Annotated in this window: 24 protein-coding genes; all 24 read left to right on the top strand. The window is 39.9% G+C overall.

Annotation, left to right across the window (positions count from 1 at the left end; genetic code table 11):
• The first annotated feature begins 80 nt into the window (after positions 1-80).
• Entirely contained in the window at positions 81-1,736 is a 1,656-nt protein-coding gene (locus BVU_RS04120) for an IS1182 family transposase (RefSeq protein ID WP_011964905.1), read from the top strand.
• Between the two features lie 220 nt (positions 1,737-1,956).
• Positions 1,957-2,298 (top strand): DUF3467 domain-containing protein, encoded by a 342-nt coding sequence (locus BVU_RS04115; RefSeq protein WP_005844838.1) that lies wholly within the window; start codon positions 1,957-1,959, stop codon positions 2,296-2,298.
• A gap of 188 nt (positions 2,299-2,486) precedes the next feature.
• Complete coding sequence (rpsL, locus tag BVU_RS04110) at positions 2,487-2,900, top strand: 30S ribosomal protein S12 (protein WP_005844840.1); 414 nt, start codon at positions 2,487-2,489, stop codon at positions 2,898-2,900.
• A gap of 148 nt (positions 2,901-3,048) precedes the next feature.
• Entirely contained in the window at positions 3,049-3,525 is a 477-nt protein-coding gene (gene rpsG, locus BVU_RS04105; protein WP_005844842.1) for a 30S ribosomal protein S7, read from the top strand.
• A 31-nt stretch (positions 3,526-3,556) separates the two neighbouring features.
• The gene (gene fusA / locus BVU_RS04100; protein ID WP_005844844.1) at positions 3,557-5,674 is read left to right on the top strand and encodes an elongation factor G; all 2,118 of its coding nucleotides are present in this window, start codon (positions 3,557-3,559) and stop codon (positions 5,672-5,674) included.
• An 84-nt stretch (positions 5,675-5,758) separates the two neighbouring features.
• On the top strand, positions 5,759-6,064 hold the full coding sequence (rpsJ, locus tag BVU_RS04095) for a 30S ribosomal protein S10 (protein WP_002558075.1): 306 nt from the start codon (positions 5,759-5,761) through the stop codon (positions 6,062-6,064).
• Positions 6,065-6,084: 20 nt separating this feature from the next.
• Positions 6,085-6,702, top strand: coding sequence for a 50S ribosomal protein L3 (gene rplC, locus BVU_RS04090; protein WP_005844847.1), 618 nt, complete (start codon positions 6,085-6,087; stop codon positions 6,700-6,702).
• Entirely contained in the window at positions 6,702-7,328 is a 627-nt protein-coding gene (gene rplD / locus BVU_RS04085) for a 50S ribosomal protein L4 (protein ID WP_005844849.1), read from the top strand. Before rplC ends, rplD begins: the two co-directional genes overlap by 1 nt.
• 21 nt (positions 7,329-7,349) lie before the next feature.
• Positions 7,350-7,640, top strand: coding sequence for a 50S ribosomal protein L23 (gene rplW / locus BVU_RS04080; protein WP_005844851.1), 291 nt, complete (start codon positions 7,350-7,352; stop codon positions 7,638-7,640).
• A 5-nt stretch (positions 7,641-7,645) separates the two neighbouring features.
• Complete coding sequence (gene rplB, locus BVU_RS04075) at positions 7,646-8,467, top strand: 50S ribosomal protein L2 (RefSeq protein ID WP_005850640.1); 822 nt, start codon at positions 7,646-7,648, stop codon at positions 8,465-8,467.
• Between the two features lie 22 nt (positions 8,468-8,489).
• Positions 8,490-8,759, top strand: a complete 270-nt coding sequence (rpsS, locus tag BVU_RS04070) for a 30S ribosomal protein S19 (protein ID WP_002558070.1) — start codon at positions 8,490-8,492, stop codon at positions 8,757-8,759.
• 36 nt (positions 8,760-8,795) lie between these two features.
• A complete protein-coding gene (rplV, locus tag BVU_RS04065; protein ID WP_005844856.1) occupies positions 8,796-9,206 on the top strand; it encodes a 50S ribosomal protein L22 in 411 nt (136 codons plus the stop codon).
• A 6-nt stretch (positions 9,207-9,212) separates the two neighbouring features.
• The gene (rpsC, locus tag BVU_RS04060; protein WP_005844858.1) at positions 9,213-9,944 is read left to right on the top strand and encodes a 30S ribosomal protein S3; all 732 of its coding nucleotides are present in this window, start codon (positions 9,213-9,215) and stop codon (positions 9,942-9,944) included.
• Between the two features lie 21 nt (positions 9,945-9,965).
• On the top strand, positions 9,966-10,400 hold the full coding sequence (rplP, locus tag BVU_RS04055; protein WP_005844860.1) for a 50S ribosomal protein L16: 435 nt from the start codon (positions 9,966-9,968) through the stop codon (positions 10,398-10,400).
• A 6-nt stretch (positions 10,401-10,406) separates the two neighbouring features.
• Positions 10,407-10,601: a 50S ribosomal protein L29 gene (gene rpmC, locus BVU_RS04050; RefSeq protein WP_005844862.1), complete on the top strand. Its 195-nt coding sequence runs from the start codon at positions 10,407-10,409 to the stop codon at positions 10,599-10,601.
• Positions 10,602-10,612: 11 nt separating this feature from the next.
• Positions 10,613-10,870 (top strand): 30S ribosomal protein S17, encoded by a 258-nt coding sequence (gene rpsQ / locus BVU_RS04045; RefSeq protein ID WP_005844864.1) that lies wholly within the window; start codon positions 10,613-10,615, stop codon positions 10,868-10,870.
• 2 nt (positions 10,871-10,872) lie between these two features.
• Complete coding sequence (rplN, locus tag BVU_RS04040; RefSeq protein ID WP_005844866.1) at positions 10,873-11,238, top strand: 50S ribosomal protein L14; 366 nt, start codon at positions 10,873-10,875, stop codon at positions 11,236-11,238.
• Positions 11,239-11,258: 20 nt separating this feature from the next.
• Entirely contained in the window at positions 11,259-11,582 is a 324-nt protein-coding gene (rplX, locus tag BVU_RS04035; protein WP_005844868.1) for a 50S ribosomal protein L24, read from the top strand.
• Positions 11,582-12,139, top strand: a complete 558-nt coding sequence (gene rplE, locus BVU_RS04030) for a 50S ribosomal protein L5 (protein ID WP_005844870.1) — start codon at positions 11,582-11,584, stop codon at positions 12,137-12,139. Before rplX ends, rplE begins: the two co-directional genes overlap by 1 nt.
• A gap of 6 nt (positions 12,140-12,145) precedes the next feature.
• Entirely contained in the window at positions 12,146-12,445 is a 300-nt protein-coding gene (rpsN, locus tag BVU_RS04025) for a 30S ribosomal protein S14 (protein WP_005844872.1), read from the top strand.
• Between the two features lie 57 nt (positions 12,446-12,502).
• Positions 12,503-12,898 (top strand): 30S ribosomal protein S8, encoded by a 396-nt coding sequence (gene rpsH, locus BVU_RS04020; RefSeq protein ID WP_005844874.1) that lies wholly within the window; start codon positions 12,503-12,505, stop codon positions 12,896-12,898.
• A gap of 14 nt (positions 12,899-12,912) precedes the next feature.
• On the top strand, positions 12,913-13,482 hold the full coding sequence (gene rplF / locus BVU_RS04015) for a 50S ribosomal protein L6 (protein ID WP_005844876.1): 570 nt from the start codon (positions 12,913-12,915) through the stop codon (positions 13,480-13,482).
• 21 nt (positions 13,483-13,503) lie between these two features.
• A complete protein-coding gene (gene rplR, locus BVU_RS04010; RefSeq protein WP_005844882.1) occupies positions 13,504-13,845 on the top strand; it encodes a 50S ribosomal protein L18 in 342 nt (113 codons plus the stop codon).
• A 6-nt stretch (positions 13,846-13,851) separates the two neighbouring features.
• Positions 13,852-14,367 (top strand): 30S ribosomal protein S5, encoded by a 516-nt coding sequence (gene rpsE / locus BVU_RS04005; RefSeq protein WP_005844884.1) that lies wholly within the window; start codon positions 13,852-13,854, stop codon positions 14,365-14,367.
• Positions 14,368-14,375 lie beyond the last annotated feature (8 nt).

Genomic DNA, 14,375 nt, shown 5'->3' with positions numbered 1-14,375 from the left:
GCACAAAGCCCCGACTTTCACAAGCAGGGGCTTTGTTATTACCTAAAGATTTTGTATCTTTAAGCATAACATTTTATACTATGACAAAGATACATTTTCGTCCTTACAATCCCAACCAAACAGTGCTTTTTCCTCCAAGAATTGACGAGGATATTGCAGAGCATGATCCAGTTCGGATGGTTGACGCTTTGGTTGAGAGCCTGAACCTTGAAAGTTTCAGGAAGTTGTATAAGGAATGCGGGCGCAGCCCTTACCATCCCAGGATGATGCTCAAGGTCATCCTGTATGCCTATATGAACAACATCTACTCCTGCCGGAAAATCGAAAAGCTCCTTCACCGTGACATCCATTATATCTGGCTTGCCGGATATGAGAAACCGGATTTCATCACCATCAACCGTTTCCGCAACCGGGTGAAGAATGAAATCAACGAGGTGTTTACCCAAACCGTACTCCTTCTCTCTTCCAAAGGCTTCATCAGCTTGAATGTGGAATACATTGACGGGACAAAGATTGAGTCCAAAGCCAATAAGTATACTTTCGTCTGGCGGAAAACGGTTGAGCGGAACCGTGAACGCCTGATGAAGAAGATACATATCCTGCTAGGGCAGATAGACAATGTCATCGCCCAGGAGAACTCATCGGAAAGCAATGAGGAGATTGAGTTCACTCCGGCCATGCTGACTGAAATGGCAGGAGAATTGCGTCAAGCACTCGAACAGGTTCCTGAACCCTCCACGAAAGAGGAAAAGACTGCGTTGAAAAAGAAACGCAAACAGCTGAAGGAGTTGGAAGAGCACAGGGACAAGCTACAGGAATACGACAACCGTCTGGACACGCTGCAGGACAGGAATTCCTATTCCAAAACGGACAATGACGCTACTTTCATGAGAATGAAGGAGGATGCCATGCGTAACGGCCAGACAAAGCCCGGTTACAACCTCCAGATCGGCACCGGGAACCAGTTCATTACCGACTTTGCACTCTTCCCGAACCCTACGGATACACTGACCCTGATACCTTTCCTGCAATCCTTCTCAAGCAGATATGACAGGCTGGCCCATACGGTGGTTGCCGATTCCGGCTACGGTTCTGAGGAGAATTACCGCTTCATGTCAGAAAACGGTATGGAAGCCTACGTCAAGTACAACTACTTCCACATGGAACAGCGGCCGAGATTCAAACCGGACCCGTTCAAGGCGGAAAACTTCTACTACAATGAAGAACAAGACTTTTGTATCTGCCCCATGGGACAGAAGATGCAAAGGATAGGGACTAGACATGTGAAAACAGCATCCGGATATGTCAGCGAAAATGCCAGGTACAGAGCCATCAGATGTGAAGGCTGTCCGCTAAGATGCCGATGTTTTAAAGCAAAGGGGAACAGAACGATAGAGTTGAATCACAGACTCAGAAAATACAAGCAAAAAGCCAAAGAGTTGCTCTGCTCAGAGGAAGGGCTGAAACACAGAGGACAGAGATGCATAGAACCGGAAGCCGTGTTCGGACAAATGAAAAACAATATGAATTACAAACGTTTCCGCCATTTTGGAAAGGATAAGGTCTTCATGGACTTTGCCTTCTTTGCCATTGCCTTCAATATAAAAAAGATGTGTGCAAAAATAACTAAAGAAGGTATGGATTGGCTGATTAGACCGTTTTATGAGCTTACAGTTGTTCTATTTAGATGTTGCGAACGCATAAATCAAAGAAATCCTCAAAATATCGCAGCTTAAAAAAATGAGTCGATTTTTATAGTCAATGAAAAAAAAGAAGGCGCATCGTGTATTACGACACACCTTCTTTAGGTTTATAGTAAATGCTATAGGAAAATTATATAGAATAATCAGTATGTTGTATTATTACAAATAAATGTCTATATTTGTACTCCAACCAAAGAATAGAAGTTGGGGACCTTGAAATTCAGAATATTTTTTAATGCTAAAGTATAAAATCATGGAAAACGAAAAAAATAACAATCAGTTGCAGATAGAGTTGAAAGAAGAAGTAGCTCAAGGAACGTATGCAAATCTTGCCATTATTACCCATTCCAGTTCGGAATTTATTGTTGATTTTGTGCGTGTAATGCCGGGATTACCTAAAGCTGGAGTGCAGTCACGTATTGTACTGACTCCTGAACATGCAAAACGTTTGATGTATGCATTACAGGAGAATGTTGCAAAATACGAACGTAATTTTGGACCTATTCGAATGCCGGAAGAAATGAATGGGGGAAATAATGGACCGGATGGAAAAACATTCATTCCTCCTATAAGCGGATTTAAAGGGGAAGCATAAGGGCTTTTGTAGCAAAAATAACATAGTAGTCTGTTTTTCAAAAACTTTTTTGAGAAACAGACTATTTTTATTAGTAGAAAGTATTGTTTATTAAAATGTTATTCGTAACTTTGCAGCCCAAAATGTATAGTTTTGGACTTAGTACAGCAAATTAATAAACAATATATAATAATTAAAAATCAAACAAAATGCCTACTATTCAACAATTAGTAAGAAAAGGAAGAGAGGTTTTGGTTGAGAAGAGTAAATCTCCGGCACTGGATTCATGTCCTCAAAGACGTGGCGTTTGTGTTCGTGTGTATACTACTACTCCGAAAAAGCCGAATTCAGCAATGCGTAAAGTTGCTCGTGTGCGTCTGACTAACTCTAAGGAAGTAAACTCTTATATTCCGGGAGAAGGTCATAACTTGCAGGAACACTCAATCGTGTTGGTTCGTGGTGGTCGTGTGAAAGACCTTCCGGGTGTACGTTATCACATCGTTCGTGGTACTTTGGATACAGCAGGCGTAGCTGGTCGTACACAAAGACGTTCTAAATATGGTGCGAAGCGTCCTAAAGCAGGACAAGCTGCAGCTCCTGCAAAAGGAAAAGGAAAGAAGTAAATTGTAACTGAATTCCTGAAACAAAGAATATTAATTTAAGTTTTGGTTTGTTGGAATAAGCTATAAAGGTTGAGTAAATGCTTCAGAGGAAGCGTTGAAGTAAACGGAAAAAGTGCAGCCCCAAACAAAAACATTATTTTGAGAAAAAATGAGAAAAGCAAAACCAAAAAAACGTGTGATCCTTCCGGATCCGGTATTTAATGATCAGAAGGTTTCTAAATTCGTAAATCACTTGATGTATGATGGAAAAAAGAATACATCTTATGAGATCTTCTATGCAGCACTGGAAACAGTGAAAACAAAACTTCCTAATGAAGAAAAATCAGCTTTGGAAATCTGGAAGAAAGCTTTGGATAATGTAACTCCGCAGATTGAAGTAAAGTCTCGTCGTGTAGGTGGCGCTACTTTCCAGGTTCCTACTGAAATTCGTCCTGATCGTAAAGAGTCAATCTCAATGAAAAACTTGATTCTTTTCGCTCGTAAACGCGGTGGTAAATCAATGGCAGATAAACTGGCAGCTGAGATTATTGACGCTTTCAACGAACAGGGTGGTGCTTATAAGCGTAAAGAAGATATGCACCGTATGGCTGAAGCTAACCGTGCATTCGCTCACTTTAGATTCTAATCAAGTAATAATTAATAAGTAAAGGACGAAGATGGCTAAACATGATTTGCATTTGACCCGCAATATCGGTATCATGGCTCACATTGATGCTGGTAAGACAACGACTTCAGAACGTATTTTGTTCTACACTGGCTTGACTCACAAAATTGGTGAGGTGCATGATGGTGCAGCAACAATGGACTGGATGGAGCAGGAGCAGGAACGTGGTATTACTATTACATCTGCTGCTACTACTACTCGTTGGAAATATGCGGGAAATACTTATAAAATAAACTTGATTGACACTCCGGGACACGTTGACTTTACTGCTGAAGTAGAACGTTCTTTACGTGTCTTGGATGGAGCTGTTGCAGCTTATTGTGCGGTTGGTGGTGTTGAACCTCAGTCAGAAACCGTATGGCGTCAGGCTGATAAATACAATGTGCCTCGTATTGGTTACGTTAATAAAATGGACCGTTCTGGTGCTGACTTTTTCGAAGTTGTTCGCCAGATGAAGGATGTATTAGGCGCAAATGCTTGCCCTGTGGTAATTCCTATTGGTGCTGAAGAGAGCTTCAAAGGAGTTGTTGATTTGATTAAAATGAAAGCTATTTTGTGGCACGATGAAACAATGGGTGCAGATTATAGCGTAGAAGAAATTCCGGCGAACTTGGTTGATGAAGCTAATGAATGGAGAGAGAAAATGCTCGAAAAAGTGGCTGAATTTGACGATGCTTTAATGGAGAAATTCTTTGATGATCCTTCTACAATCACTGAAGAAGAAATCTTGCGTGCTTTGCGTGCAGGTACATTGAAAATGGATATCGTTCCGATGTTCTGCGGCTCTTCATTCAAGAATAAGGGAGTTCAGACATTGCTTGACTATGTTTGTGCGTTCTTGCCTTCTCCGTTGGATACACCTGCTATTGTAGGTACTAATCCGACTACAGGAGCAGAGGAAGACCGTAAACCTAGCGAGGATGAAAAAACATCAGCTTTGGCATTTAAGATTGCAACTGACCCCTATGTCGGACGTTTGACTTTCTTCCGTGTTTACTCTGGTAAGGTAGAGGCTGGTTCATATATCTATAACACTCGTTCGGGTAAAAAAGAACGTGTATCACGTTTGTTCCAGATGCACTCAAACAAACAGAATCCTGTAGAGGTGATTGGAGCTGGTGATATTGGTGCCGGTGTTGGTTTCAAGGATATCCGTACAGGTGATACGTTGTGTGATGAAGATGCACCGATCGTATTGGAATCAATGGAATTCCCTGATCCTGTAATTGGTATTGCAGTTGAACCTAAGACTCAGAAAGATTTGGACAAGTTGTCTAATGGCTTGGCTAAACTGGCTGAAGAAGACCCGACATTTACTGTTAAGACTGATGAGCAGTCCGGTCAGACTATTATTTCCGGTATGGGTGAGCTTCATTTGGATATTATTATCGACCGTCTGAAACGTGAGTTTAAAGTAGAATGTAACCAGGGTAAACCTCAGGTTAACTATAAGGAAGCTATCACTAAGACTGTTGAATTGCGTGAAGTTTATAAGAAGCAGTCTGGTGGTCGTGGTAAGTTTGCCGATATCATTGTGGCAATCGGCCCGGTTGATGAAGACTTTACACAAGGTGGTTTGCAGTTTATTGATGAAGTGAAGGGCGGTAATGTTCCTAAGGAATTTATCCCATCAGTTCAGAAAGGTTTCCAGACCGCAATGAAGAATGGTGTGTTGGCAGGGTATCCGCTTGATTCACTGAAAGTAGTTTTGAAGGATGGTTCATTCCATCCGGTTGACTCTGACCAGTTGTCATTCGAGATCTGTGCTATCCAGGCTTACAAAAATGCATGTGCTAAAGCAGGTCCTGTATTGACTGAACCTATTATGAAACTGGAGGTTGTAACTCCTGAAGAAAACATGGGTGATGTTATTGGTGACTTGAATAAGCGTCGTGGTCAAGTAGAAGGTATGGAATCAAGCCGTTCTGGAGCTCGTATTGTAAAAGCTAAAGTACCTTTGGCAGAAATGTTTGGTTACGTAACAGCTTTGCGTACTATTACTTCGGGCCGTGCTACATCATCTATGACTTATGATCATCATGCTCAAGTTTCCAGCTCTATTGCTAAGGCTGTACTTGAAGAAGTGAAAGGTCGCGTAGACTTAGTATAATAAAAAAAACAGGGGCGACGGGTTAGCGAATGACTCTTAATCCGGCCCCACTTTATATTTAATCATTTTTTAATTTAAAATTTAATGAGTCAAAAAATTAGAATTAAACTGAAATCTTACGATCACAACTTGGTAGACAAGTCTGCTGAAAAGATCGTTAGAACAGTGAAGGCAACAGGTGCTATTGTTAGCGGTCCTATTCCATTGCCTACACACAAGCGTATTTTTACGGTAAACCGTTCGACTTTCGTTAACAAGAAGTCACGTGAACAGTTTGAATTGTCTTCTTACAAGAGATTAATCGACATCTATAGCTCAACAGCTAAGACAGTAGACGCTCTGATGAAGTTGGAATTACCGAGTGGAGTTGAAGTAGAAATTAAAGTTTAATGCATTAAAAATTAACTGAAATGCCAGGATTATTAGGAAAGAAAATCGGAATGACATCCGTTTTCAGTGCTGATGGTAAAAATGTACCATGCACTGTTATCGAAGCTGGTCCTTGTGTAGTTACTCAGATTAAGAGTGTTGAGAAAGACGGCTATGCAGCTGTTCAGGTAGGTTTCCAGGACAAAAAGGAAAAGCATACTACCAAACCTTTGATGGGGCACTTTAAAAAAGCTGGTGTAACTCCGAAGAGACACTTGGCCGAGTTCAAAGATTTTGAAACAGAATTGAATTTGGGAGACACTATTACAGTGGAGTTGTTCAATGATGCGGCTTATGTTGACGTTGTTGGTACTTCTAAAGGTAAAGGCTTCCAAGGTGTAGTTAAAAGACATGGATTTGGTGGAGTAGGTCAGACTACTCACGGTCAGCACAACCGCGCTCGTAAACCGGGTTCTATCGGTGCATGTTCTTACCCTGCAAAAGTATTCAAAGGAATGCGTATGGGTGGCCAAATGGGTGGTGACCGCGTTACTACACATAACTTACAGGTATTAAAAGTGATTCCGGAACACAATCTTCTTTTGATTAAAGGTTCGGTACCGGGTTGCAAAGGTTCAATCGTAATAATTGAGAAATAATGGAAGTTAACGTATTAAATATTAAAGGTGAAGACACCGGAAGAAAGGTTACGTTAAACGAATCTATCTTCGGAATTGAACCCAATGACCACGCTATCTATTTGGACGTTAAGCAGTTTATGGCTAACCAACGTCAGGGAACTCATAAATCTAAAGAAAGAAGCGAAATCAGCGGTTCTACTCGTAAATTAGGTCGTCAGAAAGGTGGTGGCGGTGCTCGTCGTGGTGATATCAACTCTCCGGTATTGGTGGGTGGTGCTCGCGTGTTTGGTCCTAAACCTCGTGACTATTGGTTTAAGTTGAATAAAAAAGTTAAGACATTGGCTCGCAAGTCGGCATTGTCTTATAAAGCTCAAGAGAACGCAATCATTATTGTTGAAGACTTCACATTTGAGGCTCCAAAGACTAAGGATTTCGTTTCTATGGTAAATAATCTTAAAATTGCTGACAAAAAGTTGCTTCTTGTTTTGCCGGAAGCTAATAAAAATGTATATTTGTCAGCTCGTAACATCGAACGTGCTAATGTAGCAATTGCTTCTGCATTAAATACTTACAATGTATTGAATGCTGAAACTCTTGTTGTTACAGAAAACTCGCTCAAGGCTATCGAGAATATCTTATCTTAATTTAAAAAGGAGGCTTAGATAATGGGAATTATTATTAAACCGTTGGTTACTGAGAAAATGACTGCAATTACCGAGAAGTTAAATCGATTCGGCTTTATTGTACGTCCTGAAGCTAACAAGTTGGAAATTAAGAGTGAGATTGAAGCTTTGTATAATGTTACAGTAGTAGATGTAAATACGCTAAAATACTCGGGAAAGAGTAAAAGCCGTTACACTAAGTCTGGAATCATCAATGGTCGTACGAATGCTTATAAGAAAGCTATCGTAACATTGAAAGAAGGCGATACTATTGATTTTTATAGCAATATTTAATAAAGATGGCAGTACGTAAATTTAAGCCCACAACACCGGGGCAAAGACATAAAATTATTGGTACTTTTGAAGAGATTACTGCATCGGTACCAGAAAAGTCTCTTGTATTTGGAAAGCGCTCAACAGGTGGTCGCAACAACGTTGGTAAAATGACAATGCGCTATATGGGCGGTGGTCACAAGAGAAAATACAGACTTATTGATTTCAAGAGAAACAAAGACGGTGTACCCGCAGTTGTTAAAACTATAGAATACGATCCGAATCGTTCGGCTCGTATTGCTTTGCTGTTTTATGCTGATGGTGAAAAGAGATATATTATTGCTCCTAATGGATTGCAAGTTGGTAGCACATTGGTGTCTGGAGCGAATGCAGCGCCTGAGATTGGTAACGCACTTCCGCTTGAAAACATCCCCGTTGGTACTGTAATTCACAATATAGAATTACGTCCGGGCCAAGGTGCAGCTTTGGTAAGATCAGCTGGTAATTTTGCTCAGTTAACTTCAAGAGAAGGCAAGTATTGTGTGATTAAATTGCCTTCAGGTGAGGTAAGACAAATACTTAGTGCTTGTAAGGCTACTATTGGTAGCGTTGGTAACTCTGATCATGGATTGGAATCTTCCGGTAAGGCAGGTCGTACTCGTTGGATGGGGCGTCGTCCTCGCAACCGTGGTGTTGTTATGAATCCTGTTGATCACCCGATGGGTGGTGGTGAAGGACGCGCTTCAGGAGGTCATCCAAGATCACGTACAGGCTTGTATGCTAAGGGCTTGAAGACAAGAGCTCCGAAAAAACAGTCTTCTAAGTATATTATTGAGAGAAGAAAGTAATAACTGATTAATTGAGTAAATTATGAGTCGTTCATTAAAAAAAGGTCCATATATTAACGTTAAACTTGAAAAGAAAGTGCTTGCTATGAATGAAAGCGGCAAGAAGGTTGTCGTTAAGACTTGGGCTAGAGCTTCGATGATCTCGCCTGATTTTGTAGGGCACACAGTTGCAGTTCATAACGGAAATAAATTTATTCCTGTTTACGTTACAGAAAACATGGTAGGACACAAATTAGGTGAATTTGCACCGACACGTACATTCCGCGGCCATGCAGGTAATAAGAAAAAATAAGCAGGATAATCTGAAGAAATAATAAAGTAATAAATAATGGGAGCAAGAAAAAAAATATCGGCTGAAAAAAGAAAAGAAGCCCTTAAGACCATGTATTTTGCAAAGTTGCAAAATGTTCCTACTTCTCCGCGAAAAATGCGTCTCGTGGCTGACATGATCCGTGGTATGGAAGTGAACCGTGCACTGGGTGTCTTGAAGTTTTCTTCTAAAGAAGCTTCTGCAAGAGTGGAAAAACTGTTGCGCTCTGCTATTGCTAACTGGGAACAGAAAAACGAACGTAAGGCAGAAAGTGGCGAATTGTTTGTAACAAAGATTTATGTTGATGGTGGTGCAACGCTGAAAAGAATGCGTCCGGCTCCGCAGGGAAGAGGTTACAGAATTCGTAAACGTTCAAATCACGTGACTTTGTTCGTTGATTCTAAGAGTACTAATGATAATCAAAATTAAGACTAGATGGGACAGAAAGTTAATCCGATAAGCAACCGTTTAGGAATTATCAGAGGATGGGATTCTAATTGGTACGGTGGCAATGATTATGGTGATGCTTTGTTGGAAGACAGCAAAATCCGTAAATATTTGAATGCCAGACTTGCAAAAGCCAGCGTTTCAAGAATTGTTATTGAACGTACACTGAAATTGGTGACAATTACGGTTTGTACAGCACGTCCGGGTATTATCATTGGTAAAGGCGGTCAGGAAGTTGACAAGCTGAAAGAAGAGTTGAAGAAGATCACGGACAAAGATATTCAGATCAATATCTTTGAAGTGAAGAGACCTGAGTTGGATGCTGTTATTGTAGCTAATAATATCGCTCGTCAGGTAGAAGGTAAGATTGCCTATCGCCGTGCCATCAAGATGGCTATCGCTAACACAATGCGTATGGGCGCTGAAGGTATCAAAGTGTTGATTTCAGGACGTTTGAATGGAGCAGAAATGGCCCGTTCTGAAATGTATAAAGAAGGAAGAACTCCGTTGCATACTTTCCGTGCAGATATTGACTACTGTCATGCAGAAGCTTTGACTAAAGTTGGTTTGCTGGGTATTAAAGTATGGATTTGCCGTGGTGAAGTGTATGGTAAGAGAGAATTAGCGCCCAACTTTACTCAGACTAAAGAGAGTGGTCGTGGTGGTAATGGCAACAATAACGGTGGTAAGAACTTCAAAAGAAAGAAAAACAATCGCTAACGGATTTGAATTTTAGGAATTATGTTACAACCGAAAAAGACAAAATTCAGAAGACAGCAGAAGGGCAGTCAGAAAGGAAATGCTCAAAGAGGAAACCAATTGGCTTTCGGCTCATTTGGTATTAAATCTTTGGAGACTAAATGGATTACAGGTAGACAAATTGAAGCTGCACGTATTGCGGTAACAAGATATATGCAACGTCAAGGACAGATTTGGATCCGTATTTTCCCGGACAAACCTATTACTCGCAAGCCTGCTGATGTGCGTATGGGTAAAGGTAAAGGTGCTCCTGAAGGTTTCGTTGCTCCGGTTACTCCGGGTCGTATTATCATCGAGGCAGAAGGTGTTCCTTATGAGGTAGCTAAAGAAGCTTTGCGTCTTGCAGCACAGAAGCTTCCTGTTACTACTAAGTTTATAGTTAGACGTGATTACGATGCTCAAAATCAAAATGCTTAATTTATTATGAAGATTGCAGAAATTAGAGAAATAGCTACCAATGAATTGGCAGAAAGAATTGAAGCTGAAGTAGCCAATTACAATCAGATGGTTTTAAATCATTCTATCTCTCCGCTGGATAATCCTGCACAGATTAAAAAGTTACGCAGAACGATTGCGCGTATGAAGGCAGAATTGCATCAGAGAGAACTTAACAAATAATAATGGTCCTCATGGAAGCTAGAAATTTAAGAAAAGAAAGAACAGGTGTTGTAGTAAGCAATAAGATGGATAAGACCATTACTGTTGCTGCTAAGTTTAAAGAAAAACACCCTATTTATGGTAAGTTCGTTTCTAAAACGAAAAAATACCATGCTCATGATGAAAAGAATGAATGTAATGTAGGTGATACAGTACACATCATGGAAACTCGTCCTTTGAGCAAAACTAAGAGATGGAGATTGGTTGAAATAATTGAAAGAGCTAAGTAATTATGATACAAGTAGAATCCAGACTTACAGTGTGTGACAACAGTGGCGCTAAAGAAGCTCTTTGTATCCGCGTATTAGGCGGTACGAAGAGACGTTACGCTTCTGTAGGGGATGTCATTGTAGTTTCTATCAAGAGTGTAATCCCCTCTAGTGATGTTAAAAAAGGTGCAGTATCAAAGGCTTTAATTGTACGTACTAAGAAAGAAATCCGTCGTGCTGATGGTTCTTATATTCGTTTTGATGATAATGCTTGCGTATTGTTGAATAATGCAGGTGAAATTAGAGGAAGTCGTATTTTTGGCCCTGTTGCAAGAGAGTTGCGTGCTGCAAACATGAAAGTGGTATCACTTGCACCTGAAGTACTTTAATTTTGTAAAAGATTTAAGTAATGAGTAAATTACATATAAAAAAAGGCGATACAGTTTACGTAAACTCTGGTGAAGATAAAGGTAAAACTGGCCGTGTGCTGAAAGTTCTTGTTAAAGAAGGACGTGCACTTGTAGAAGGTATCAATATGGTATCAAAAAGTACCAAACCTAATGCAAAGAACCCTCAGGGTGGTATCGTAAAGCAGGAAGCTGCTATACATATCTCAAACTTGAATTTGGTTGATCCTAAAACAGGCAAGCCAACACGTGTGGGAAGAAGAGAAAGTTCTGATGGTAGAACATTTGTTCGTTATGCTAAAAAATCAGGAGAGGAGATTAAATAATGAGTAATACTGCTAGCCTTAAGAAAGAATATGCAGAGCGCATTGCGCCTGCATTGAAGAATCAGTTCCAATATTCTTCAACAATGCAGATCCCCGTACTTAAGAAGATTGTTATCAATCAAGGATTGGGTATGGCTGTTGCTGATAAGAAGATTATTGAAGTTGCTATTAATGAGTTAACAGCAATTACTGGTCAGAAAGCTGTTGCAACAGTTTCACGTAAAGATATCGCTAACTTTAAGTTACGTAAGAAAATGCCGATTGGCGTAATGGTGACTTTGCGTCGTGAAAGAATGTATGAGTTCCTTGAAAAACTTGTTCGTGTTGCTTTGCCACGTATTCGTGACTTCAAAGGTATCGAAAGCAAGTTCGATGGAAGAGGTAATTATACATTGGGTATTCAGGAACAAATCATTTTCCCTGAAATAAATATCGATAGTATTACTAAAATTCTCGGAATGAATATTACCTTTGTAACTTCTGCTCCGACAGATGAAGAAGGTTATGCTTTGTTGAAGGAATTTGGTTTACCGTTTAAAAACTCAAAAAAAGATTAATATATTATGGCAAAAGAATCAATGAAGGCTCGTGAAGTAAAAAGAGCCAAACTTGTAGCCAAATATGCTGAAAAACGTGCTGCGTTGAAAAAGATTGTCAACTCAGGTGATCCTGCTGAAGCTTTTGAAGCTGCTCAGAAATTACAGGCTATTCCTAAGAATGCTAATCCTATTCGTTTGCACAACCGTTGTAAATTGACCGGTCGTCCTAAAGGCTATATTCGTCAGTTCGGAATTTCAAGAATTCAGTTCCGCGAAATGGCTTCTAATGGTTTGATTCCGGGCGTAAAGAAAGCAAGCTGGTAATTCTTTTTATTTTTAAATATTGTCAGGGTAGTCCTGATTAATTTAATTTATTATTATATGACAGATCCAATCGCAGATTATCTCACCAGATTGAGAAATGCAATTAGTGCAAAGCACAGAGTAGTAGAAGTGCCTGCCTCAAATTTGAAAAAGGAAATCACTAAGATCCTTTTCGACAAAGGCTACATTCTGAACTACAAGTTTGTAGAAGATGGTCCTCAAGGAACTATCAAAGTGGCTTTGAAGTACGACTCAGTAAACAAAGTAAATGCTATTAAGAAGCTTATTAGAGTTTCTACTCCGGGTTTACGTAAGTATACGGGTTACAAAGACATGCCGAGAGTTATTAATGGTTTAGGTATTGCTATAATATCTACTTCCAAAGGTGTAATGACTAACAAAGAAGCTGCTGAACTGAAAATCGGTGGTGAAGTTCTTTGTTACGTATATTAATAGGAGGATAAGCAATGTCAAGAATAGGAAAATTACCCATTAGTATTCCCACTGGAGTAACAGTTACTCTGAAGGATAATGTAGTTACTGTAAAAGGTCCTAAAGGCGAACTTAGCCAATTTGTTGATCCTTCTATCAATGTTGCAATTGAAGATGGACATGTGATGTTGACAGAAAACGAAAACGCGATGTTGGATAACGTAAAACAAAGACATGCTTTTCATGGCTTGTATCGTTCTTTGGTTAACAACATGGTTATTGGTGTTTCTGAAGGTTATAAGAAAGAACTGGAACTTGTCGGTGTAGGTTACCGTGCTTCAAACAATGGTAATATTATTGATTTCGCTTTAGGTTATACTCATAATATCTTTATGCAGTTACCTCCTGAAATCAAGGTAGAAACTAAGTCAGAAAGAAATAAGAACCCTCTTATTATATTGGAATCTTGTGACAAACAACTGCTGGGTCAGGTTTGTTCAAAAATACGTTCTTTCCGTAAGCCGGAACCTTATAAAGGTAAAGGTATTAAGTTTGTTGGCGAAGAAATTCGTAGAAAGTCTGGTAAGTCAGCCGGTGCTAAATAATTTACATAAAATTGTATTATCATGACAACAAAATTAGAAAGACGAATCAAGATCAAATATAGAGTACGCAATAAGATTTCAGGTACTACTGAACGTCCGCGTATGAGTGTGTTTAGAAGTAACAAGCAGATTTACGTTCAAGTTATCGATGACTTGTCTGGTAGAACTTTGGCTGCAGCTTCATCTTTGGGAATGGAAGCTATGCCTAAGAAAGAACAGGCTGCTAAAGTTGGTGAACTGATTGCCAAGAAGGCTCAGGAAGCTGGTATTACGACTGTCGTATTCGACCGTAATGGTTACTTGTATCATGGGAGAATAAAAGAAGTAGCTGACGCTGCTCGTAACGGTGGACTTAAATTTTAATCAATTATGGCAGTTAATAATAGAGTTAAGATAACTAACGATATAGAGTTAAAAGACAGATTGGTTGCTATCAACCGTGTTACAAAGGTAACAAAGGGTGGTAGAACATTCAGCTTCTCTGCAATTGTCGTTGTTGGAAACGAAGACGGTATTATTGGTTGGGGCCTTGGTAAAGCAGGTGAAGTAACAGCTGCTATTGCTAAAGGTGTTGAAGCAGCTAAAAAGAACTTGACTCGTGTTCCTGTATTGAAAGGTACAGTTCCTCATGAACAGTCGGCTAAATTTGGTGGTGCTGAAGTATTCATCAAGCCGGCTTCTACCGGTACTGGTGTGGTAGCAGGTGGTGCGATGCGTGCTGTTTTGGAAAGTGTGGGTGTTACAGACGTTTTGGCTAAGTCAAAAGGTTCTTCTAATCCGCACAACTTGGTAAAAGCTACTATTTTAGCTTTGGGCGAGATGAGAGATGCCCGTATGGTTGCTCAGAACAGAGGCGTAAGTATGGAAAAAGTATTTAGAGGATAAGGAGGAAT

The sequence above is a fragment of the Phocaeicola vulgatus ATCC 8482 genome (assembly GCF_000012825.1).
GTDB lineage: Bacteria > Bacteroidota > Bacteroidia > Bacteroidales > Bacteroidaceae > Phocaeicola > Phocaeicola vulgatus.
This window is presented reverse-complemented; position numbering and strand designations above follow the sequence as displayed.